Raw genomic sequence first — 24,656 nt, 5'->3', positions numbered from 1 at the left:
CCGATACCATATTAGTGACTTCGCCTATGAAGTCATGAAGGGTTGAACCTAAGGAGGTGAAAGTCAATGAATGTTACCGAAATCGGGATGAAGAAAAGCAGAAAATATTGTAGTGACAATGACTACTGTCGGAGAGCTAGTGCGGCACACGAAGGGTATGACAGAGTGCTTACCGAAAAGAGGATAACTGAAAACAACATCACCGATGCCGACAGAGATGCAAATGGACTTTTAGAACAAATCTTAGAATCTGCAAATCTGAATAAAGCCTATAAACAGGTGAAAAAGAATAAAGGTTCTCACGGCGTTGATGGAATGGAAGTAGAGCATCTTCTACAACATTTGCAAGACAATGGAGATGAGTTGAAAAAGGCCATACTGGATGGAAAATACCGTCCGCAACCAGTTCGACGAGTAGAAATACCGAAAGACAATGGAAAGAAACGACAGTTGGGAATACCAACAGTGGTAGATCGAATGGTGCAACAAGGAATTCAGCAAATACTATCGCCAATCTATGAAGCAACATTTAGTGAAAGCAGTTATGGCTTTAGACCAAAGCGAAGTGCTCATGATGCCTTAAAGAAGTGCAAAGAATATGCTAATGAAGGTTACACATATGTTGTAGACATGGATTTAGAGAAATTTTTTGATACAGTGAGTCAATCGAAAATGATAGAAATCCTATCAAGAACAATTAAAGATGGACGCGTCATTTCATTGATTCACAAATATTTAATTGGATAGGATATACTTAATTAGACAACAAATACTCGGACATGATAAACTAAAAATAATTAGAAAACGGAGGTAATCATGTCAAAAAAAAATAAGCATTATACAGATGAATTTAAAGTTCAGATAGTTAATTTAATTAAAAATGGTAAACCGCAAATAGAAGTTGTAAATGAATACAATATAGCACGTTCTACTGTTTATAAATGGATTACAGACTATAATACTACTGGATCATTTAAAGCTAAAGATAATAAAAGTGATGAAGATAAAGAACTTGATAAATTACGAAAAGAAAACCAACAGTTAAAAATGGAAAATGATATTTGCCCTAAAGGATAAGTTCCTCTAAGGTGCTAAAGCACCTAGAAATCACTTAAAAGCAAGCGGCGCTAATAATGGGACGAAAATAGCAGTAATAAATGCAAATAAAGATAGGTACAGTATTAGCGCCATGTGTAAGGTTCTTAAAATAGCAAGGTCAACTTATTATTACGAAAAAAAAACAATAAAAATAGATAGTATTTTAGAAAATAGAATTATAGAAATTTTCAAAAGTAATAGAAAAGCCTATGGTACAAGAAAAATAAAAAAAGAACTTTCAAAAGTAAATATGATAGCTTCAAGAAAGAAAATAGGCAAAATAATGAAAAAATACAACCTTATTTCATCATATACAATTAAGCAATATAAAGTAACAAAATCAAAAGTTAATGAAGATAAAATTGAAAATTTAGTTAAAAGAGAGTTTGATGACAAAAAGTGTCTTGAGGTAGTAGTAAGTGATTTAACTTACGTTAATGTAAATGGTAAATGGAATTATATATGCCTAATATTAGATTTCTTTAATCGTGAAATAGTAGGATATGCAGCAGGTAAGAATAAGACTGCAAAGCTTGTATATAAAGCTCTTACGAGAGTAAAAGAGCCATTACATAATATAGAAATTTTTCATACAGATCGTGGAAGTGAATTTAAAAATAAACTGTTAGATGAAGTATTATTAAATTTTAATATTAAGAGATCTTTAAGCAAAAAAGGCTGTCCTTATGATAACGCAGTAGCAGAAGCAACATATAAAATTATAAAAACAGAATTTGCATTTAATAGAATATTTAAGAGTTTTGAAGAATTGGAATTAGAGTTATTTGATTACGTAAATTGGTATAATAACAAGAGAATTCATGGGTCTTTAGATTATTTAACACCCATTGAATATAAAACTATAATGTCTGATAAAAAACTGTCTTAATTAATGTTGACAATCCAAATAGCAGGAGCAATAGTCGATAGAAAGTTTGAAGAAACATCTATAGGTTTAGCACAGGGTGGAAACTTAAGCCCACTGTGCAGTAATATTATGTTGAATGAATTGGATAAAGAACTGGAACGTCGTGGAATACGCTTTGTTCGTTATGCAGATGATGCATTGCTGTTTGTGTTGATTGTCAAATTATTTGATGTTGGATTCTTCAAATTAAATTACGTTAAAAATAGCTAAAAAAATAGCATATTCAAATTTATTGATGTAGCTTATTCATGTTAAATAATGTGTTTTAAAATGAAATAAAACCATGATTAAATAACTAAATCATAGTTTTATTATTTTTTATCCTAATTCAGTTTCATTAACCGCCATCATTACAATATCGTTATTAATATCTGTAATATTTTGATTATTACCTATTAATAAGCATGCATTACATATTTTATTAATAATTCTTGGTATACCATTTGAAGAATTAATTATGCCTTCTAAGGCTCCTTCACTAAAAATATTTACATGACAATTAGCTCCGATGAGTTTATTTTTTATATAGCTTCTAGCTTCTTCTTTATTTAGTCCATCTAAATGATAATTCATAGTTATTCTTTGTCTTAGCGGTTCGTGTGATACTAATCTAAGAGTATTATTTATATTTGGAAGTCCAACTAATAATACAACTGCACGATCTTTTGAATCCATTTCAAAATTGAAAAGAATTTTCAAATCATTTAGTATACCATTATTAATGTAATTTGCTTCATCAATAATAATAACCGGAGTTATGCGTTTTTCAACAGCGTATCTAGTAATTTCATTTTGAATTATCTTAAAATTATCATTTTTTCTCATCATTGGCTCTAAACCTAATTGCTGAGCTAAATTTTTATAAAATTCAGCTACAGTTAGAGTTGATAATGAACTATAAATAACCTTAAAAAGTGAAGGATTTAGTATTTTAGACCAACTTCTTATAATAGTTGTTTTACCTTTTCCAGGTGATCCTGTAATAAGACCAAATCCTCTAGTTTCAAGTAGTATATTAAGTCTTAACAAAGTTTCTTTGTATTCAGATGTTTCAATTATTATTTCTTTACTATTTTTTATAAATGGGTTAAAATCTAACCCAAAACGACTTGTATAATCCATTAATTTTTTCCTCCTGTTAATTTAACTTTTTCACGTTTGATTTTAGAATTTTCATGCTTATTTAGTAACTTAATAGGCGTTAAATCTCCTGTATATTTATCTAATATAAAAATATTTTTCATATCAGGTGAATACCTTAAAGTAATTCTTTGTTTAGAAAATCTATAATGCACTTCATATTCCACTTCATTAATTACAACTACATTATCTGTTGAAACTCGCCGCTCTATTTCAAGTAGAAAACTTTTATAAATATGATCTTCACTTAATCTTTTGATAAGCGCTGATTCACTAAAAAAACGGTCCATTGGTGATAATCCGTTTAAAGAACTATGAATCTTTTGATTGTAAGATTTTACATATATTAAAAGTGATAAACGAAGATCCTCGAGTGATGAAAAATCATTCATGTTAAGTCCACTCATCCACTGTTGTTTAAGGGTTTTAAAGAACCTTTCTACCTTAGCTTTTCCAGTTGGTGTATAAGGTGGATTGTAGTTAAGCGTTGAACCAATGCGAGCAGCAAGTAAGGTGATTTGCTTATTTTTATATGAAGATCCATTATCAAAATTTAGTCGTTTTGGTCTTCCATATTTTGAAACTGCAGATTTTAGTACAGACATTACATTAACTGTATTATCATTAAAAAATACGTCAATACCAGTTATCATACGTGAAGCATCATCTAACATAGCAATAATCCACACTTTATGTTTTTTCCTATTAATCATTAAGTAAGGTCCAACACTGCTGTCACCACACCATACTTCATTGATATGAGGACGCTCATATCTTCTCATATCCTTATTATTGGTATAAAGATTATTTTTATTTAATTGATTTACATATCTATTAATTGTTGAAAGTGAAATTTCACCTTTGTTAATAGTGCCATTACTAATTAACTTTTGATGAATTAATGTAGCAGGAATTCTTGGATATTCACTTTTAAGATAGTTAATTTGCTCTATCATATCATCATCAAGTTTTCTTGATTGACCTGTATCATTACGCCTTTTAGGCATTAGACCATCAAAACCATATTTTTGATAACTATAGTACCAACGCTCTATAGTTGTAGCCGAAATAATAGTATCCATGCCCCTCGGATTGGTATAAGTGTTATGAGAGGCATCACGAAAAAAAGCCTTATTAGATTTCGAATCATCACATGTTCCGCTAATTAATGGAGCAAGAATGCTATACCTAAAAAGTGCAATTTTTTGCTTATCATCGTTATTCATTAAAAAATCCTCCTGTATTTATAAGTTTATTAGGAGTATAAATCATTAAAAAGTAAGCGTAAAACTAAGTTATGTGGGTGTTATTAAATAAAATATTTGAAGTGCTTTTAATTTGCATAAACTGTCTATTATATTTTTTAAAAGACATAATAGTTGTAAATTTATGATTTATTGGTATCTTAAAAACAGCTAATCGCTCTCTCCAGTGCCGATTGAACTGACGAATAATATATCTAATGTTACTTTCATCAATAAGTAAGTTGTTGATCATAATATTTTCGAAAGGTAATTTTTTTAAATAAGTCTGAATAACTGTGATAATATCCTTTAATAATATTTGAGAATAAGGAACAATCCAACTTGGTAGAACTGATTCAGTTTTACCACAACATTTACAGATTAATCTTAGAATTTTTAGTTCGTATAATTTACCAGAAATTTTAATAAAACGTTTATAATAGGCGTGTTTAATAAGACAGCCCTTTTGGCCACAGCTACAAGAAAGGCGATGAAACGGTAAATGATCAATCATCGTATTATAAGAATTTTGTGAAAAAGACTTGATTATTGTAGAAAAAATAGTTATCATAATATATGTCTTACTTATGAAAATCCTATGGATTTACGTAAGCATTTAGAAAGGCAGAAGAAACTTTCGAAGGGCTCTTCTGTCTTTTTTCCTTTCTTAATTATTTTATGATAGCATAACATAAAAAGGGCCTATATTAAATAATCTGATTAAAATTTAGTCAATTATTTAATGTAGGTCCTTTGTTTATTTTGAAGAATAATAAGTGTTATAATAGTAAATAAAATGCCTATCTACAACGGAGCGCTAAAAGGATACTGAGACATATTTTACCGTTCATCGAAGAGAAGCTAAAACTTCGTGTGAACAGAGAAAAGACCTCAGTGTCTTACATTGGACACATAAAGTTCTTAGGCTATGGATTCTATCCAAGTAGAGTTGGTATAAAACTGAGAGTGCACAAGAAAAATGTAGGCAAAATGAAAGTGAAAGTAAGAGAAATCACATCAAGAAGCAAAGGTATCAGTTATGAAGCTTTAAAGCTTAAACTGAAACAATTTGTTAGAGGTTGGGTGAATTATTTTAAACTAGCTGACATGAAAACTCTTTTACAACGTACTGACAGGTGGTTACGCAGAAGGCTTCGGATGTTTATCTGGAAAAGGTGGAAGAAAGTAAGAACGAGGTACAGAATGCTTAAGCGTCTCGGTTATAACCATTCCAATGCAATTAAGTATGCAAATACTAGAAAAGGCTACTGGCAAGTCGCCGGTAGCCAAATACTAAGTTGTTCTATCACAGATAATCGACTTAGAGAGTCTGGTTATCTATTCTTTTCTGATTATTACAAATCTGTTAATGCATAAACTTAGGAAACGCCGTATACGAGACCCGTATGTACGGTGTTGTGGAAGATCGGGGGAATTATTCAATTTCCCCTCCTATCCGATTTTAAACGATTTCTAAAACCTATAAGCTTCATACAAAGCAAATTTTTTCTTAAGTTTAAAAATTTATTTGTCTATTGAATTTTTAGTTCATAATTCCATCAACTTCTAAAGTTCTATCTAAAATTCCACTTAAGTAGGCAAGAATAACTCCGTAGTTTGTAATAGGGACACCAGCTTTTTTAGCAATCATAAGTCTAGATTTCATAGTTTTAGAATTAAGCATACATGAACCACAGTGTATTATTAAGTCGTAGCTATCTAAATCGAGCGGAAAATCATGGCCCATCTTAAAATGAAAATCGAAAGTTTTATTTTCATGTTTAGTAAGAAGATTAGGAATTTTGTATCTACCAATATCTTCGTGAGAATGGTTATGAGTGCAGCTTTCAGAAATTAAAATTTTTGCTCCATCTCTTAGTCTTTTTACAGAACTAATTCCAGAAACAAATGTATTTATATCACCTTTATATCTAGCAAATAAAATTGAAAAAGAAGTTAAATTTATGTTTTTCGGAACAATTTCACTTACTCTTTTAAAGGCCTGCGAATCTGTAACAACTAGGTCAATACTTTTAAGATCTTTAAGCGCACTTTCAAGTTCCGTGTCGCGAACGACATAACTTTTAATGCCGTTATCTAAACAATCTCTGATTAATTGAACCTGAGGTAATATCAGTCTGCCTTTAGGGGCTTCAGAGTCTACGGGAACTACCATAACAACAGTTCCGTTTTCTTTAACTAAACCGCCTATTATAGAAGGTTCTTTGACCCCATCTTTAATATGATTAATTAGAATGTCTTTAAAATTTAAAATATTTTTACTATCGTTAGTAGAAATAAAATAATCATTTGGAAATTCATTTTTAATTTTATTTAATTTGCTTTTTTCAATTAAATCAATTTTATTAAAAACAGAAATGTATGGTATATTAAATTCTTTAAATTCACTCACGAATTCATTTTTCTTTTCTTTATCAAAATTAGTAATATCGTTTAAGTATATAGCAAAATCTGTCCTTTGAAGTATTTTTTTGCTTCTTTCAACTCTTAAATTTCCAAGTTCGCCTTCATCATCAAGTCCTGCAGTATCAATAAATACAACAGGTCCAAGTGGTATTAACTCAATTAGTTTTGAAACAGGATCTGTAGTTGTTCCTTTTACGCTTGAAACTAAAGATACATCTTGACCAATAATGGCGTTAATTAATGAACTTTTACCAGCATTTCTATTACCAAATATTGCGATATGGATTCTATTTGACGAGGGTGTTTTGTTCATTTTTACCTCCATTTTTTTGAGAATTTATATTATCCCAACTAAAATAATCACCTTTAGACATATTAACTTTAAATCCAGCACTATTAATTCTTCTTTCAATACAACCTCTACAATGGGCAGCTTCATCACCAGTACAAATTTTGTCTTTATATATTTCATATTTTTCTCTTACGTTAGTAGGAGATAAATTAGGCATAACTACATTTGCACCTGCCTTAAGAGCTTTTTCTCTGCCGAGTTTGTCTAGCGTTCCCATGGCAGTAGTAGAAGGTAGAAGTACTTGTGGAAGTAAGAGTCTAATTATAGCTAAAAGTATTAAAGTTTGTTCAACACTTCCACCTTTAAATTTTCCAAGTGGTGTATCTTCATGAGGTATAAAAGGGCCTATACCAATCATTTCTGGATCCAAGTCTTTTAAAAATCTAAGATCTTCAACTAAAACGCTATTAGTTTGATTTGGAAGTCCAACCATAAATCCGGCTCCTACTTGGTAGCCAAGTTCTTTTAGAGTTTTAAGGCAATTGATTCTATTTTCAAAAGACATATTTGGATGAATATTTTCGTATATTTCTTTGTTTGCTGTTTCATGTCTAAGTAAAAATCTATCTGCTCCAGCGTTTTTATACTTTTGATAACTTTTTTTTGATTTTTCACCAATTGATAGTGTAATAGCAACATCTGAGAAAAGCTTTTTTATAGAGATAATTAAATCAACTAATACATCGTCACTAAAATGGTTATCTTCGCCGCCTTGTAGTACAAAAGTTCTGTAGCCTAGTTTATATCCTTCTTTACAACAATCTATTATTTGTTCTTTGCTTAATCTATATCGATCGACGTTAATATTTTTATTTCTAAGTCCACAGTAATCGCAGTTATTGGTACAATAATTAGTGAATTCAATTAATCCTCTCATATAAACATCATCTTTGTAATAAATAGATCTTTTTTTTCTAGAAAGTTCAAATAGCAAATCACGATTTTTATCAGTAAAAGAAAATATGTCAATTTCATCTAACAATTTCAAAAGTTCATTGTCGCTAAGATTTTCATTTTCATATAGTTTGTAAATAAGTTCTTCTGTAGTGGGCATTTAAAACTCCTTTCAAAAAACAAAATAACTCCTTCTAAAAGAAAGAGTTAAAGTTAAAATAAAGAAGTTTACATACTTTAAATACAAAAATATGTAATGGTGTAAACTCCTTTAAGTTTAGAAACAACTTTACTTTTAGGAAATTATTATATTTAATTGTGTATTAGAAAATTATTGTATATCTTTATTATTAAAAGCACTTGAATACAATCAAAAGTAAAGATATAATATATATGTTAAAAGTTTATCATTCATTTAAATGAATGTCAATTAACTTTTGACACACAAATAAAATAATAAAATTAGTCACAGATTTCTTTTTTTGAAATAGAAGTTTTTACACTTATATTTTCAAGATTACCTAATTTTCCAGTTAAACTATTAATTTCATCAAGCGTACCAACAACAGTTAGAGAAATCACACTAATTTTTGATTCTTTAAAAGGTAGTCCCATTCGTCCTCTAATGATGCTTTGATAGTCTTTAACGATATCATTAAACTTATTATAGGAATTTTTAGGATTCTCTAAAATTGCTCCGATTATAGCTACTCTTTTCAGCTTAAACACTTCCTCTCAAGTTTTATTATAATATAAGTTTAATAGATATTTGTTTAACAATCAAGAACTAATTATAGGTACTAGTGGATTATATGTATAAATGTAAAAGATATACATGTTTGAAATTTTTCTATTTAAAATATACATACTTGTAAGAAATAAAAAAAAATATTATAATAAGTTAACATAACAAAAATATAAAACATCAAAAATATAAGATATATTTATCCGATGCCTTAGAGTTCTAATACCCCCACTTCTAAAAAAAGTGGGGGGTAAAGAACTCTAAAAAGGTCCTGGATTATGTTTTCTAAGATTCAGTGGGAGTAAAAACTCCCTCTGAATCTTAGAAATTCATTTATTTGTGTTATATTTTATTAAAAACCGGGGGAAAACATTGAGTAAATACGTAAAAGAACATAATCAAGTTGTAAAATTTATTGAAGAAAACAATTTGGTTGAAGCTGAAAAAATTAATAAAATAATATACAATAATTCAATTAAATGCGAATATGATAATGATATTATTAAATCTAATATAAATTTTGGTACAATTTTTGAGAAAAAAGGTGATTTAAATAATGCACTTGATAAATATAGTAGAGCTTTAACACTTGCAAAACATGCAGGTAAAAATGAACTTTGGATAGATGTGCAAAGGAAAAGAGCCAGAATTTTTTTGTTTTCTGGAAAACACAGACTTGCACTAAAAATATATTTAGAACTTCTAAATAAAATTAATGAAGAAAATATATCTATTCATAGAAAAGCATCTATACTTAATAATAGTGCAGTAATATATAGAGATTTAGGGAAAATAGATTTAGCACTAAAATATTTTGAAGAATGTAGAATTGCTTCTGTTAAATCAAATGAATGTATTTTAGAGGCAATATCGCTTTATAATATTGCTGAGATTATGTGTTTTAAAAACCAATATAAGAAATCAAGTGAACTATTAAATCATAGTAGAGAAATATCAATTAGAATTAAAGATGAATTAGGAAAAGATATGTGTAACTGCCTTGAAGCGGAGCTTTATATTAAGACTGATTATAAAAAATCAATAGACATGTTTGAAAAAAGTAATTTAAGAGTTAAAGATATTGGAAATATGCATGACTATATTGAAGTAGTGTATAACTATGCTTTTGAACTTACAAAGTATGATTATACTGAAGTTGCTGTTGAAATTTTAGAAAATTTAAATTTGAAAAATTTATCAAATGAATATTTTTTAAAAGAAAAAGAAGCCTTTAATTTGCTTAGTATGTATTATATGAAACAATCAAATTATGAAAAAGCTTTTTACTACGAAAAAAGAAAATCAGAGTTAATGGAATACACAATTTCTCAGTGGAATGAAATGGAATTTGCTTATATAGGAAGTGATTTTAACAAAGTAACAACCAATAATCAAATGGACGAACTAAAAAGTTCTTTAGAGATTATGGATACACTAAGTAAGATTGGTAAAGTAATTACTACAAGTATTGATTTTAATGATGTTTATAAAATTTTAGAAAAACATCTCTCTAAAACAATGAATCTTATGACTTATGGTGTAGGTATTATTGAAACCGAAAAATTACACTATAGATATTCTCATGAAAATGTATTTAAACAAGCATATATTGATTTAGACGATTATAAAAAACTTATGAATATATGCATAAGAGATAAGAAAGAAATTTTTATAGTTGATTCTAAAAATTTAAGTGAATATAAGAATAAATTTAGTAAAGACTTAGTTGATTTAATTTATAATTCCAAAGTTAAATCAGTTATATTTTGTCCTATATTTTTTGATAATGAAATTATTGGTGGACTTACAGTTCAAAGTGATAAAAATTTTACATATAACTATATGGACTTAGAAAAAATAAGATTTTTATCGTCTTATTTAGCAATATCAATTACAAATTATCAAAAAAACAAAGAAATACTTAATAAAAATAAAGAACTTGAACTTATTTCAAAAGTCGATGCTCTAACAGGTGCAAAAAACAGGCATGCTCTTTCAGAATATATTGAAAGCGTATTTGATAAAAATAAAAATCTTATTATGCCGCTTGGGGTATGCATGATAGACTTAGATCATTTTAAGCAGTATAATGATAATTATGGTCATGTTAAAGGTGATAAAGTTTTAAGTAAAATAACATCAAATATTATTGAAGTTATAAAGAAAGAAAAAGCACATATATTTAGATATGGTGGAGATGAATTTTTAATAATTTTTGAGAAAATATCTAAAAATAACTTAGAAGAAGCACTTGAAAACATAAGAAAAATAGTTTTTGATTTAAATATTGAACATAAATATTCTTTAGTTTCAGATAGAGTTACCCTAAGTGCTGGTGGAATTATTACAGAAAATTCTAAAATAAATCAGGTAGACTTATTTAAATTTGCTGATGAAGTTTTGTATAAAGCAAAGAGCAAATCAAAAAATACATTTATAGTAGAAGAGGTTTGCTAATAAATTTAAAATTTCATACAATAAAAATACAAAAAACAACCTAAATATAGGTTGTTTTTTATATAAATCCGTATAGTATATGTTATAATTTTACTATTATATATAATAAAAAAACAAGGGAGTACGTATTGAATAGATATAAACTTTTAAAAAAATATTTTGGTTATGATGATTTTAGAGAAGGTCAAATAGATATTATTGATAATGTTTTAAATGAAAAAGATTCACTTGTAGTCATGCCAACTGGTGGTGGTAAATCATTATGTTATCAACTTCCTTCATTATTGAAAAGCGGAATAACTATAGTAATTTCACCGCTTATTGCATTAATGAAAGATCAAGTAGATGGATTAAATGAAATTGGTATAAATTCTACTTTTTTGAATAGTACTTTAACAAGTATAGAAACAAATAATAGAATTTCGGGTATTATAGATGGAGCATATAAACTTGTATATGTTGCTCCTGAAAGATTACTCTCTGAAGATTTTATAAGACTTAATGAAAAAATAAATATTGATATTGTAGCAGTTGATGAAGCTCACTGTATAAGTCAGTGGGGTCACGATTTTAGACCTAGTTATAGAAATATACCTCTCTTTATTTCTAGACTAAAAAAAAGGCCAACTATTGTTGCATTAACTGCAACGGCTACTAAACTTGTTATAGAGGAAATAAAGAATAATCTTAAATTACAAAATCCTTTTGAACTAACTACAGGATTTGATAGAAAAAATCTTTTTTATAAAGTTGTAAAGCCAAATGATAGATATAAATATGTTAAAGAATATTTAACTAAAGAATTTAAGGAAGGTTCTGCAATTATTTACTGTTCAACAAGAAAAACTGTTGAATCGTTAAGTAAAAAACTTTTTGAAAGTGGGTTTTCGGTTTCTGCCTACCATGCAGGGATTGATACTGAAAAAAGGAATAGAATTCAAGATGCATTTATGCTAGATGAAATAAAAATTATCGTTGCAACAAATGCTTTTGGTATGGGAATTGACAAACCTGATGTAAGAGCTGTTATACATTACAATATGCCTAAAAATATGGAAGCATATTATCAAGAAGCAGGTCGTGCTGGTAGAGACGGTAAAAAAAGTGATTGTATTTTAATGTATTCACCTTCTGATATAGTTAAACAAAGATTAATGATTGCTCAAAATGCAAATGATTTAAGTAGAGAACAAATTTCTCTTAAAAATCTACAGTATTTAGTTAGTTATTGTCATACAAATGACTGCCTTAGGAATGAGATTACAAGATATTTTGGAGAAGAATCTGTGACTAATAACTGCGAAAATTGTGGAAACTGTTTGTGTGACTCAGAATTCGTAGATATGACACTAGAATCACAAAAAATATTATCGTGCATATATAGAACCAATCAAAGATTTGGAGTAAATGTAATAATACAAGTACTTAGAGGATCAAAAAATAAGAAAATATTAGATTGGAATTTAGATAAAGTATCCACGTATGGAATAATTACAGATCAGTCTGAAGGCGGACTTCGTGAACTTATAATGAATTTAATTGCTAGAGGTTTTATAGCAATGACGACAGATAAGTTTCCAATAATAAAATTAAAAGAAAGCTCAAGAAAAGTATTAAAAGGTGAAGAAAAAATTCTAATAAGAAAAGAGAGAGTAAAAGTAGAAGATAAAAAGAAAAAACGTGTAATTAAAAATGAAAACTTAAACTTTGATGATAAATTATTTGAACTTTTAGCAAATGTAAGAAAAGAAATAGCAACAAAAAAGAAAGTTCCTCTATATGTTGTTTTCCATAATAGTGCGCTTGAAGAAATGGCACATTATATGCCACTTGATAAAGAAAGTTTTATGAATATAAAAGGTGTAGGTGAGAGAAAATTTAAAAATTATGGATTACAGTTTATGAGAGCGATAGAGGAATATAAGACTAGACAAAGTCAAGAGGATCTGTAATATAAAACGTAAATTAGCTTTTGTAAATAAAAAATATTTTATTTTAAAGGTCAATAATTCTCAAAGACGAGAATTATTGACTTGACATTACTTCGATGTCAAAGTAATATAAGAATATGAAAATAGATAATATGATTTCAAAAATGGGTAAAATTAAAGAAAAAGCAAACGAGTTAATAATAGAAGAGCTTAATAAAAGGGGACATGTTGGTTTGGCTCCTTCACATGGAGATATTCTATCGACTTTGATTTTTCATGGAAATATGACAAAAAAAGAAATATCAAATAAGATTAATAGAAAACAATCAACAGTAACTACTCTAATCAGTAAGTTAGAAAAATTAGGTTATTTATCTTCTCAGGTTAACTTAGAAGACGCTAGGTCAATTGTAGTATCTTTAACTGAAAAAGGTTATAAAATGAAAAATGACTTCATTGAAATATCTGAAATGTTATACAAAATTCAGTATAAAGGTATGACTGAGGACCAAATTGAAAAATTTAAAGAAAATTTAGACAGAGTGTATAAAAATTTTGTGATTAAATAGAATCACATTTTTTTTAAAATTTTACTTCGATATCGAAGTAAAATCGAATATGGAGGATATAAAAAGAAAAATTAACACTCACTTAAAAAATCAAGGAGGAAATATGGAAAAGGCCTTTAAAATGCTAAGAGAAATAAAATCAGTAGTAATTTCTACTGCAACTAATGGAGTACCGACTTCAAGAATTGTTGAAATAATGGATTATGACAGTGGTGGTGTTTATTTTGTAACATGCAAAGCTAAACCATTTTATAGAAATTTGATTATAAATAATAAAATTTCTATAACTGCTATGACAAAAGACTTTATTCAAGTTAGGTTAAATGGGGAAGTGAAAAAAACTGATAAAATTAGAGTTAAAGATATATTTCAAAAAAATCCAAGTTTAAATGAATTATTTTCAGGAAATACTGAAATATTTTCTGTTTTTTATCTTTATAAAGGTAATGGAGAAATTTTTGATTTAAGCGGTAAAAACGGTAAAATGATGCGTGAAAGATTTTCTTTTGGTGGTGAAAGTGTTAATACTAGTGGATGCACTATCACAAATTCTTGTATAGAGTGTGGAATTTGTAAAAAAGAATGCCCTTTTGATGCTATTTCAGTAGGAGAGCCTTTTAGTATTGATCCAAAAAAATGTGATGAGTGCGGTATATGTTATTCTCTTTGCCCAGTAAATGCGATTGAACTTCCTAAAGGTATGTAAATTTAAAAAACTATTTAATAAATTAATAAAAGAAAAATATGTATAGAATATTTCGAATAACATACTATTTTGATAGGAATTTGATATAATATATCTTATATTGCTTTCTATAATATTTAATTTGTAAATTAATGCAGTATTACTTATTCTATTGGGTAAAGTTAAAATGATAGAAAAAATAATATATGGCTGTTAAAGTTTATGAAAATTTAGTATTAGAATTTTTAGGCACTGAATAAATAAACTAAAAGGAGGTTTGATATTGTTAAAAGAAATTTTTCAACTTTATGTTAGTAGAAGTTCATTTTTCACAAAATTACTAGTGGAGCATATTGTATTAACATTGATAGCAGTATTATTAATTACTATTATTGGTTTATTTTTAGGTATTCTTATGACAAAAAATAAACTATTTGCAAGTCTAATGTTTGCGCTTACAAATTTTTTCTACACTATACCATCAATTGCTCTCTTTGGAGTTTTAGTTACAATAACAGGTATTGGTAGAAATAGCGCGATTATTGCTTTAACTATTTATGGTGTACTTCCAATAATAAGGAATACATATGTAGGCATTATGGAAGTTGATACAGAAATTATTGAGTCGGCTATAGGAATGGGAACAACTGAAAAGGAATTATTATTAAAAATCCAATTACCTTTAGCTCTTCCGGTTATTTTTACTGGCTTTAGGACTATGGTAATCATGACGATTGCACTTGGCGGAATTGCTTCCTTTATAGGTGCAGGTGGACTTGGGGTTGCTATTTGGAGGGGTATTACAACGAATTATCCAGCAATGACTATGGCGGGAAGTTTACTTGTTGCGGGTTTTGCAATTATTGTTGATTTATTTTTACAAAATATTGAAAATATTATGAGAAAAAAAATACTAGGAAATGAAAAGAAGGGAGTATTAAATGTATAAAAAAATAATTTTACTAATTTTAGCAGCCTTATTACTTGTCTCTTTAGCAGGTTGTACAAAGGAAGAAAAAAAAGTTGTTATAGCAAGTAAACCTATGACTGAGCAATATATACTTGCAGAAATGTTAAGTCAATTAATTGAAGCTAAAACAGATATAACAGTCGAGCAAAAGATGGGTATTGGCGGAGGAACTTCTAATATTCAACCTGCAATGGAAAAAGGAGAAATTGATATATATCCTGAATACACTGGTACAGGATGGATGTTTGTATTAAAACAAGACTTAATTAATGATCCTAATAAACTCTATGAAGCTGTAAAAAAAGAATATAAAGAAAAATATAATATTGTTTGGAGCGGACTATATGGCTTTAATGATACTTATGGAATAGCGGTAAAAGAAGAACTTGCAAAAAAACTTGATTTAAATTCATATTCAGATTTAGCAAAAGTTAGCGATAAACTTAAAATGGGTGCAGAGTATGATTTTTATGAAAGAGAAGATGGTTATCCGGGACTTTCAAAAGCATATAATTTTAAATTTAATGATAAAAAAGAACTTGATATAGGTCTAAAATATCAAGCGATTTCAAGTGATCAGGTTGATGTAATTAATGTATTTTCAACTGATGGACGTTTAAAAGCGGAAAAATTAAAGGTTTTAGATGATAATAAAAACTTTTTCCCTTCATATTTTGCTGCAACTTTAGTTAGAGGAGAAGTATTAGACAAGTATCCAGAACTGGGGGATGTTATAGAGCTTTTAACAGGGCAAATCAGTAATGAAGAAATGATTGATATGAACTATCAAGTAGAAATTGAAAAGAAAGATCCAAAAGATGTTGCAAAAGAATTTTTAAGAAAAAAAGGTTTACTATAATGCCAATAATTGAATTTATTAATGTTGAAAAAGCATATATAAATAATGATAAAATAATAAATAATCTGAATTTGAAAATTTATAAAGGTGAATTTGTAACCGTTTTAGGAGAATCAGGTTGTGGTAAAACTACAATGCTTAAAATGATTAATAAATTAATAAGCCCAAACGATGGAATTGTTAAAGTTTATGGAAAAGATATTAAGAATTGGAATACTATCGATTTAAGAAGAAGTATAGGTTATGTAATTCAGCAAATCGGTTTATTTCCTCATATGACTGTAGAAAAAAATATCAATTACGTTCTAAATCTTCTTAAAATTAAGGATGAATATAAAAGAAAAACGGCAAATGAATTAATTGAATTGGTTGGTTTAGATAGATCGTATTTAAGTAGATATCCAAGAGAACTCAGTGGTGGTCAAAGACAAAGGGTTGGTGTTGCAAGAGCACTCGCAGCAGATCCTGATATAATTTTAATGGATGAACCATTTGGTGCTGTCGATGAAATTAATAGGAATTCTCTTCAGAATGAAATAATTAAAATTCAAAAAAGACTTAATAAAACAATTATTTTTGTTACACATGATATTAACGAAGCATTAAAACTTGGAAGTAGAATAATACTTTTAAATAAGGGTAAAATTGAGCAGATGGGTACAAAAGAAGATTTGATTTATAAACCAAATTCTGAGTTTGTAAGAAACTTTTTTGGAATAAAAGGTTTTAAGTCTATGCTTGATGAAAAAATTATGATTGAATTATATGAAAAAGTGTTAAATAAGCATATTGACGTTGAAGATGTATATGATAAAATTAAAGAAGTTACACTTTAAAGTAAAAAAGAGTATAAACTACACGGTTTATATTCTTTTTTTGTGAAATATATTTATAATTGTAACAAAGTTGGAACAAATAAAGTGTAAAATTAATTATAGATAAATAGATAAATAGATAAATAGATAAATAGATAAATAGATAAATAGATAAATAGATAAATAGATAAATAGATAAATAGATAAATAGATAAATAGATAAATAGATAAATAGATAGAAGAGGTGCAAAATGAAAAACATGAAAAAAATACAAAATATAAGGAAAATTTCACAAATTCTATTTTTTTTATTAACAATAATAGGATTAATAAATAAATTTGAAATTACAATGACTCTTATTATGGTTTTAACATTTATTATAGGTCCAATTTACTGCGGATTTATGTGCCCATTAGGTTTTTTACAAGACTTAATGTCAACCCTTGGGAGAAAAATGAGCATAAAAAAATTTAAAATGCCAAAATACATTCAAAACTATCTTGTATATGTAAGGTATATAGTACTGTTTATAGTAACAGTATTTAGTTTAAATATTATATTTACTATTTTAAGGTATGATCCAAGATCGAATCTACTTCAACTTTTACTTGGACGTTATTTGGATATAGTTTCAATTTTGATTATAGTAAGTTTTCTATTAATATCTTTATTTTTTGAAAGACCATTTTGTAATTATTTTTGTTATGAAGGAGCTAAATATTCTCTTGTTGGTGCATTAAAATTGTTTAAAATAACAAGGAACGATGAAAATTGTATTAGTTGCAAATTGTGCGATAAATCATGTCCAATGAATATTACTATTTCAGAAAAATCTCTTGTTAATTCACTTCAGTGTATAGATTGCTATGAATGTGTGAGCGCTTGTCCAGTTGAAAACACATTAAATCTTAAAACTGCAGTTAAAGAAAAACATAATAAAAAGAAGATTACTTTATTAGTTGCTATATTATTAGTGTATTTAATTGTTTTTGTAAATCATGCTAATCTTGGTGAAATTGTTAATGCAAACGATTTAAAAAGTATAATGAATAGCGCAGAAGATATAATTAAAAATGAACTAGAATTAGATCAAAGAAAGCATTTTGGAAAAGGTAAATTCAAAAATAATACAAAAGAAATTACATCTAATGTAAATAAGAGTGATGTTAATTCAAATGAAGCATTTAAGGATGATATTTCTAATGTAAATATATCAAATGAATTACCTAAAACTACCACTAGTGAAGTTGATATACCAAATGAATTACCTAAAGCCACCACTAGTGAAGTTGATATACCTAATGAATTACCTAAAACTGATACTAAAAAAGTTAATATTTCAAATGAGACTATAAAAACAGATAATAAACAAGTAACAGAAACTAAAGAAAATAATATTTCATCAAAGGCTTCAACAAAAGAAGTAGTATATATTGGCCAGGCAGATGGTTTTAACGGACCAATTACGGTTGAAGTAACTGTGAAAAGTGGACTAATACTTAATATAGAAGTTGTTAAAGAACACGATGATTATAATTGGTTTTTTAGAGCAAATAACGTTATTCCAGACAATATGATTAAAAAACAAACATACGATGTAGATGTAGTTTCAGGTTCTACTTATTCATCGAAAGGTATAATAAATGCAGTTAAGGATGCACTAACAAACAAGAAAATAAAATAAATATTTAAATAAGTTAATTTAATAAGATGAGCTAATTTTTTTACTAATTTTATTATTTAGTTTTATTAATACTATTATGGGTAGTAATATGATATATAATGTGTAAATTATTTTGCATAAATATATTTTGAAGGTGGTATTATGAATTTTAAAAGTATTATGAAATCAAAAATAGTACTTAATTTAACTTTTGTATTTTTATTGTCATTTTTTGTATTTTTAATTTATGTTCAGTTTATATATACTTTCCCAATTAATTTAACATCCGAAGAAAAATTATTTATTAAAAATCATAATGAGTTAATTTTAGCGCCAGATCCTTCTTTTGCACCACTAGAATTTTTTGATGAAAATAATGAATTTTCTGGTATAAGTGCAGATTATTTAAAATGGATAAAAAAGAATACAGGATTAAATGTAATAATTAAGAAATATCCATCTTGGAGCAAGGTTATAGAAGCTACTAAAAATAATAGAGTAGATATATTAGGTGCAGTTGCTAAAACAGAAAATAGAGAAAATTTTCTACTATTTTCAGAAAGTTATATAAGTATTCCTGAAATTATAGTTACTAGAAAAGAAGCTAGTACTATAAATAATTCTGACCTTAATTTACTTAGAGTGGCTGTAATTAAGTCTTCAGGTACAGAAGATTTAGTTAAAGAAAAACTTAAACTTAAAAATCTTATATTAGTTAATAATACAGCTGAAGGACTTAAAAATCTTTCTTTTGGAGACTGTGATGTTTTTATAGGATCCTTAGCACAAGTTTCTTATTATATTGAAAAGCTTAAAATTGTGAATTTAAAAGTAAATAAAACATTAGATTTTACTTATGATATGCGTTTTGCATTTAGAAAAGAATATCCACTTCTCGAAGGTATAATTAATAAATCTCTAAAAGTTATGCCAAAAAAATATAAAAATGATATTTATAATAAATGGATAAGCCTAGGTTCAAGTAAATCATTGATTGAAAATCTTCTTTTTCAAAGAATTATTGTGGTACTTTTATTTATTACTTTATTTATTTTAATTTGGAGCAGATCTTTAAAAAATCAAGTGAAATTAAATACTAAAGAAATTTTGGATTTGAATGAAGAACTTAAAAATGAATTAAGTAATAAAGAACTGATTCTTATAGATATAATTATGGCAATGACAAATATAATTGAATTATATGATGAATATACAAAGGGACATTCTGTTAATGTATCTAAGATTTCAAAAGCAATAGCATTAGAATATGGACTTAATAAAGCTCAAGCTGAGGAAATATATCTTTCAGGTCTTCTTCACGACCTTGGTAAAGCCTTAATTCCATTAAATATCATTAATAAAAAAGGTGAACTTACAAGAGAAGAGTATCAAACTATTAAAAAACATCCAGTTTTAAGCTATGATATTATAGTTAAGATAAGGCAATTTGAGAAAATATCTAAAAATGTTCTTTATCATCATGAAAGATATGATGGATTAGGGTATCCAGAAGGTTTAAAAGGTGGAGAAATACCTCTTGCGTCCAGAATCATTGCAGTAGCTGATTCATATGATGCCATGACTAGTGATAGATCATATAAAGAAAAGATATCAGTCATAGACGCATTAAATGAAATTGAAAAAAATTCAGGAACTCAGTTTGATCCTAAGTGTGTTAGAGCTTTTATGAAAGCATATGAAAAAAACATAATATAAAAAGCGACTTATAGCTAGTATCAAATTAGTTTATAAGTCGTTTAGTTTTGTATATATTATTATTTTGAGTTTTTACTTTTTTTGTATTTACTATAGTTAGTTTTCTTTTTATTTGCACCATTATTAATCGGTTTAGTGCTATTTTTTTTATTAGAGTCATTAGCTTTAGAAATAATCTTTTTAGTATTAATACTAGCAGCATTATTTTTTTCTCTATCACTTGAAAAGCTAATTCTTTTAATTTTCATTTTAATAAATTTTTCGATTTCTTCCAGTCTTTTTTCATCTTTTAGAGTTAAAATAGTATAGGTTACTCCTGTGTTACCTTTTCTAGCACATCGTCCAACTCTATGTACATAATTTTCTATATCGTCAGGTAGGTTATAGTTAAAAACGTGGCTAATATTTTCTACGTCAATTCCTCGAGATGCTACATCAGTTGCTATAAGAAAATCAAATTGATTGTTTCTAAATCCATTCATTACAATTTCTCTCTTGCCTTGTGTTAATCCACCGTGGAGTCTCTCTACTTTAAATCCACTTAATTTCATTTCTTCAAATAAAGCTTCACTACCACGCCTAGATCTACAAAATACAATTGACTTTGTAGGATGGGTTTCTTTAATTATCCTTAAAAAATCATTATATTTTTGACGATTTGAAGTTTCTAAAACAAATTGAGCTAAATTATCTAGTATTATCTGTTTTTTAGGAGCAGTTACAGAAATAGGATTATTTAAGTATTTATTTGCAAATTTACTAACTGAACTGCTTATAGTTGCAGAAAAGCAGAGAGTTTGCCTTTTACTAGGAAGGTTCTTAATTATTTCATCTACTTCTTTTTTAAAACCGATATGAAACATTTGGTCTGCTTCATCTACTACAAAAATCTTTAAGTTATCAAAATTTATAGTTTCTCTTCTTAAGTGATCTAAAATTCTTCCAGGAGTACCAATAACTAAATGTACATTGCCATTTAATTTATGAAGCTGTGCTTTAATGTCTTGTCCACCGTATGCAGCAAGTATATTTATATCATTATATTTTGAAAGAATCGTTGCGACTTCAGTAATTTGAAGTGCCAGCTCTCTAGTAGGTACTATTATTAAGCCTTGAATATGATCTATTGATGGATCAATTTTTTGAAACATAGGAAGGAGAAAAGCGTAAGTTTTACCTGTCCCTGTTTGAGCTTCGCCTATTAAGTCTTTTCCCTTTAAAATGGGAGGAATACTTAGTGTTTGAATTGGTGTAGGCGTAATTATATTTTGACACTCAAGTGCATATACCCAGTCGCCATTTACACCCAATTTATAAAATGACATAATTCACCTTATCTTTCTTTAAAGTTATTATTATATTGATCAAAAGTCAAAAGTTTGCCATTATAAATAATTCTTTCATCAAGTTCGATTTTATTTCTTTTTTCAATAATATTCATAGATTCTTCTTCTCTAGAAGTAATAATAGAGATAGCAGTTCCTTTTTTTCCATTTCTTCCTGTTCTTCCAACTCTATGTGTGTATTCATTAAGATCTTCAGGTAAATCTAAATTTATAATATGTGTAACATTTTTAAAATCAAGTCCTCTTGCTCCAACATCAGATGCAACCATAACATTTGCTCTTCCATTTCTAAAAAAATCAAGTGCTTGTTTTCTTTCGTTTTTTTCAGCATTACCATAAATTCCAACGGTAGCAATCTTATGATGACTTAATTTAAGTACTACTTCTTGAACTTTCTCATTTCTATTAATAAATACAATAACTTTTGGATGTTTTAATGCATGAATTATTTTTCTTAAAAGGTCAATTTTGTCCCGTCTTTCTGCTCTAACAAAAATATGTTTTATATCTGAATTTATTTTTTCGCCTGTTAGACTAATTAATTTAGGCTCTTTCATAACTTCACGAGCTCTTTCTTTTGTTCTTTCACTAATTGAAGCTGAAAAAGCTAAGACTTGTCTATCGCGAAGTGTAGTTTTAATAATAGCTTTAACAGTAGACATATTATTATCAGAAAGCATTTTGTCAGCTTCATCTATAACGATCGTTTTAGTTTGGTGAGCTTTTATTTTTTTTAGCTTAATTAATTCTAGAATTCTTCCAGGCGTACCAACAACAATGTGTGGTTTTGCTTTTAAATATTCAATTTGTCTTTTAATATTAACTTGACCTATTATTAGAACACTTCGAACTGGAAATTCAGAGTTTTTTGCCAATGCTTTTATAACATTATTTATTTGAAGTGCAAGTTCGTGAGTGGGAACAATTACAATAGTATGAAGTTCCTTTGAACTTGTATCTATTTTTTCAAAAGAAGGTAGTAGAAAGGCAAGTGTTTTTCCGCTACCAGTTACGGCTTCAGCGATAACATCATTTCCCTCTAAAATATCTGCTATACTATCACTTTGTATTTTTGTTGGTATAGTAATATTTTCTTTTTTTAAACCATTTATTATTTTTTCGTTTATATTTAGCTTTGCAAAATTATTCATTGTACCTCCGATTTTTAAAAAGTAATTACTTTTAAGCATATAAATTCATAATACAATAAAGTTAAGTAAAATAAAAGATGATATTGTAAATTTATTAAAAACTTAATAATATAAAATAAGTTTTTTTAGTCTATTATATTTAAAAAATATTGCTTTTACTTAAATTACAATACATGTACAAGGAAAGTATAAAATGTTAGAAAATTGCAAATATTTTAGATGCGAAAAGTAAAATAATATGTTAATATTATAACTAGAGTGATAAATATAGCGTAAATTTTATATATATAGTTAAAATAAATAAAACGCACAATAATCGCTTATTTAACAGCTTAATCTATAATAAAAACTGTTAAAAAAAATATTCTTTTATAAAAAATGGGGGAGGATTTAAAATGAAGATTTTAATTTGTGATGATTCATTGATGATTAGAAGACAATTAAAAAATTTAATATTATCACTTGGAGAATATGAAGTTTTTGAAGCTGAAAACGGAAGTAAAGCTATTGAAGTGTATAAAGCTAACAAACCTGAGCTTGTTTATATGGATATTATTATGCCATAGTTGAATGGAATCGAAGCGGTTAAAGGTATTGTTGAACATGATAAAGAAGCTAAAGTTGTAATGTTATCATCTGTTGGTACAAAAGAAAATTTAAAAGAAGCACTTAAAGCTGGAGCATCGGACTTTATTCAAAAGCCAGTAGAAATTGAAATTCTTAAAAAAACTTTAGTTAAATTTTCAAAGGGGGCTTAAAATGTTTACGCAATTTTTTGGACAATTTCTTTTAAATCAGGATTTAATAAAACCAGAAGAATTAAAAGAAGTATTTAAAAATGTCAAAACGACTAGATTAAGACTTGGTATGATTGCAATAAATGAAGGATTTTTAAATGCAAATCAAGTTATTAAAATAAATGAACTTCAGAAAAAACACGATAGAAGATTTGGTGAAATAGCTGTTGAATTTATGTATATAACTAATGATGAATTAGATATAATACTAAACAAACAACAATCAGAACATCTTATTTTAGCCCAAACAATGGTGAACTTAGAATATATGACTATTGAAGAGTTTGAAAAAGCTATTGAAATGTATAAGAAACTTTATAATATTTCAAATGAATCTTTTGAGGAATTAAAAAATGGTAAAATTGAAGATGTAATATACAGTATGTTAAAAATTGATGATAATGATATTAAAGATTACGTAACGTTATTTTATAAAAATATTATAAGATTTATTTCGGATGAAGTCTATATTTCTGAGTCTACAAAACTAGAAAGTAATGAGAAATATAAATTTTTGTTTGAACAAAACATACGTGATGATAAAAATTTATATACAGCATATACAGCTTCTAGAGATGTATTAATCTCATTTGCGGAAAAATATTCTAAAGAAAAAATTGAGACTATAGATGAATACACATTAGACGTTTGTAAAGAATTTTTAAATTTACACAATGGATTGTTTGCAGTTAATATGTCTGATAAAAATATTAAAATAAGGCTTAATATTCAGTCGTGTAAAGAAAATTATATATTGGGGGGAAAAGATCTATATATGATACCTTTTCACACGAATATTGGAGAAATAAAACTTATAGTTGGATAAATGAATTTCTTAGCTTCAGAGGGAGTGTATACTCTTTCTGAA

General features: G+C 27.3%; 20 protein-coding genes and 3 pseudogenes. 15 read left to right on the top strand and 8 right to left on the bottom strand.

What is annotated here, in order from left to right:
• Positions 1-66: 66 nt before the first annotated feature.
• The 3 genes and pseudogenes from AACH12_RS08110 to AACH12_RS08100 all read left to right on the top strand — a co-directional run.
• A complete protein-coding gene (locus tag AACH12_RS08110) occupies positions 67-747 on the top strand; it encodes a reverse transcriptase domain-containing protein (RefSeq protein ID WP_463670981.1) in 681 nt (226 codons plus the stop codon).
• A 69-nt stretch (positions 748-816) separates the two neighbouring features.
• Positions 817-1,987, top strand: a pseudogene (locus tag AACH12_RS08105) (IS3 family transposase).
• A gap of 21 nt (positions 1,988-2,008) precedes the next feature.
• Positions 2,009-2,173, top strand: a pseudogene (locus tag AACH12_RS08100) (reverse transcriptase domain-containing protein); the annotation flags it as partial.
• Between the two features lie 171 nt (positions 2,174-2,344).
• Here the strand turns inward: AACH12_RS08100 and AACH12_RS08095 are convergent.
• The 3 genes from AACH12_RS08095 to AACH12_RS08085 all read right to left on the bottom strand — a co-directional run bounded on the left by AACH12_RS08095 (position 2,345) and on the right by AACH12_RS08085 (position 4,924).
• Entirely contained in the window at positions 2,345-3,148 is an 804-nt protein-coding gene (locus AACH12_RS08095; RefSeq protein WP_338534919.1) for an ExeA family protein, read from the bottom strand.
• On the bottom strand, positions 3,148-4,392 hold the full coding sequence (locus AACH12_RS08090) for a DDE-type integrase/transposase/recombinase (protein ID WP_338534918.1): 1,245 nt from the start codon (positions 4,390-4,392) through the stop codon (positions 3,148-3,150). Before AACH12_RS08090 ends, AACH12_RS08095 begins: the two co-directional genes overlap by 1 nt.
• Positions 4,393-4,456: 64 nt before the next feature.
• Positions 4,457-4,924, bottom strand: a complete 468-nt coding sequence (locus AACH12_RS08085; RefSeq protein WP_338534917.1) for a DUF6431 domain-containing protein — start codon at positions 4,922-4,924, stop codon at positions 4,457-4,459.
• A gap of 476 nt (positions 4,925-5,400) precedes the next feature.
• On the opposite strand from AACH12_RS08085, the gene AACH12_RS08080 reads away from it, so the two are divergent.
• The gene (locus AACH12_RS08080; protein ID WP_338534916.1) at positions 5,401-5,787 is read left to right on the top strand and encodes a group II intron maturase-specific domain-containing protein; all 387 of its coding nucleotides are present in this window, start codon (positions 5,401-5,403) and stop codon (positions 5,785-5,787) included.
• A 166-nt stretch (positions 5,788-5,953) separates the two neighbouring features.
• On the opposite strand, the gene hydF is transcribed toward AACH12_RS08080, so the two are convergent.
• The 3 genes from hydF to AACH12_RS08065 all read right to left on the bottom strand — a co-directional run bounded on the left by hydF (position 5,954) and on the right by AACH12_RS08065 (position 8,803).
• Positions 5,954-7,150: a [FeFe] hydrogenase H-cluster maturation GTPase HydF gene (hydF, locus tag AACH12_RS08075; RefSeq protein WP_338534915.1), complete on the bottom strand. Its 1,197-nt coding sequence runs from the start codon at positions 7,148-7,150 to the stop codon at positions 5,954-5,956.
• On the bottom strand, positions 7,125-8,243 hold the full coding sequence (hydE, locus tag AACH12_RS08070) for a [FeFe] hydrogenase H-cluster radical SAM maturase HydE (RefSeq protein WP_338534914.1): 1,119 nt from the start codon (positions 8,241-8,243) through the stop codon (positions 7,125-7,127). Before hydE ends, hydF begins: the two co-directional genes overlap by 26 nt.
• 302 nt (positions 8,244-8,545) lie before the next feature.
• Complete coding sequence (locus tag AACH12_RS08065) at positions 8,546-8,803, bottom strand: TM1266 family iron-only hydrogenase system putative regulator (protein ID WP_338537359.1); 258 nt, start codon at positions 8,801-8,803, stop codon at positions 8,546-8,548.
• A 397-nt stretch (positions 8,804-9,200) separates the two neighbouring features.
• Between AACH12_RS08065 and AACH12_RS08060 the strand changes: the two genes are divergently transcribed.
• The 9 genes from AACH12_RS08060 to AACH12_RS08020 all read left to right on the top strand — a co-directional run bounded on the left by AACH12_RS08060 (position 9,201) and on the right by AACH12_RS08020 (position 20,494).
• Complete coding sequence (locus tag AACH12_RS08060; protein ID WP_338534913.1) at positions 9,201-11,285, top strand: GGDEF domain-containing protein; 2,085 nt, start codon at positions 9,201-9,203, stop codon at positions 11,283-11,285.
• Positions 11,286-11,413: 128 nt separating this feature from the next.
• Entirely contained in the window at positions 11,414-13,237 is a 1,824-nt protein-coding gene (recQ, locus tag AACH12_RS08055; RefSeq protein WP_338534912.1) for a DNA helicase RecQ, read from the top strand.
• A 116-nt stretch (positions 13,238-13,353) separates the two neighbouring features.
• Positions 13,354-13,785, top strand: coding sequence for a MarR family winged helix-turn-helix transcriptional regulator (locus AACH12_RS08050; RefSeq protein ID WP_338534911.1), 432 nt, complete (start codon positions 13,354-13,356; stop codon positions 13,783-13,785).
• Positions 13,786-13,888: 103 nt separating this feature from the next.
• Positions 13,889-14,491: a 4Fe-4S binding protein gene (locus tag AACH12_RS08045; protein WP_338534910.1), complete on the top strand. Its 603-nt coding sequence runs from the start codon at positions 13,889-13,891 to the stop codon at positions 14,489-14,491.
• A 262-nt stretch (positions 14,492-14,753) separates the two neighbouring features.
• Positions 14,754-15,419, top strand: a complete 666-nt coding sequence (locus AACH12_RS08040; protein WP_338534909.1) for an ABC transporter permease — start codon at positions 14,754-14,756, stop codon at positions 15,417-15,419.
• On the top strand, positions 15,412-16,299 hold the full coding sequence (locus tag AACH12_RS08035; protein ID WP_338534908.1) for a glycine betaine ABC transporter substrate-binding protein: 888 nt from the start codon (positions 15,412-15,414) through the stop codon (positions 16,297-16,299). The genes AACH12_RS08040 and AACH12_RS08035 overlap by 8 nt, the downstream gene beginning before the upstream one ends.
• Positions 16,299-17,135 (top strand): ABC transporter ATP-binding protein, encoded by an 837-nt coding sequence (locus tag AACH12_RS08030; RefSeq protein ID WP_338534907.1) that lies wholly within the window; start codon positions 16,299-16,301, stop codon positions 17,133-17,135. The genes AACH12_RS08035 and AACH12_RS08030 overlap by 1 nt, the downstream gene beginning before the upstream one ends.
• Before the next feature lie 230 nt (positions 17,136-17,365).
• Positions 17,366-18,799: an FMN-binding protein gene (locus tag AACH12_RS08025; RefSeq protein WP_338534906.1), complete on the top strand. Its 1,434-nt coding sequence runs from the start codon at positions 17,366-17,368 to the stop codon at positions 18,797-18,799.
• 141 nt (positions 18,800-18,940) lie between these two features.
• Complete coding sequence (locus AACH12_RS08020; RefSeq protein ID WP_338534905.1) at positions 18,941-20,494, top strand: HD domain-containing phosphohydrolase; 1,554 nt, start codon at positions 18,941-18,943, stop codon at positions 20,492-20,494.
• Positions 20,495-20,553: 59 nt separating this feature from the next.
• On the opposite strand, the gene AACH12_RS08015 is transcribed toward AACH12_RS08020, so the two are convergent.
• Together AACH12_RS08015 and AACH12_RS08010 are read right to left on the bottom strand one after the other, a co-directional pair.
• Positions 20,554-21,819: a DEAD/DEAH box helicase gene (locus tag AACH12_RS08015; protein WP_463670980.1), complete on the bottom strand. Its 1,266-nt coding sequence runs from the start codon at positions 21,817-21,819 to the stop codon at positions 20,554-20,556.
• An 8-nt stretch (positions 21,820-21,827) separates the two neighbouring features.
• A complete protein-coding gene (locus tag AACH12_RS08010; protein WP_338534904.1) occupies positions 21,828-22,991 on the bottom strand; it encodes a DEAD/DEAH box helicase in 1,164 nt (387 codons plus the stop codon).
• Positions 22,992-23,386: 395 nt separating this feature from the next.
• On the opposite strand from AACH12_RS08010, the pseudogene AACH12_RS08005 reads away from it, so the two are divergent.
• A pseudogene (locus tag AACH12_RS08005) lies at positions 23,387-23,749 on the top strand (response regulator).
• A gap of 1 nt (position 23,750) precedes the next feature.
• Positions 23,751-24,614 carry a hypothetical protein gene (locus AACH12_RS08000; RefSeq protein ID WP_338534903.1) on the top strand — a complete coding sequence of 288 codons (864 nt, stop codon included), beginning with the start codon at positions 23,751-23,753 and terminating at the stop codon, positions 24,612-24,614.
• Positions 24,615-24,656: the final 42 nt, after the last annotated feature.

It is taken from the genome of Helicovermis profundi, assembly GCF_033097505.1.
Classification (GTDB): domain Bacteria; phylum Bacillota; class Clostridia; order Peptostreptococcales; family Acidaminobacteraceae; genus Helicovermis; species Helicovermis profundi.
Note: the sequence above shows the minus strand (reverse complement) of the source record. Positions and strands in the feature narration are given on the sequence as shown.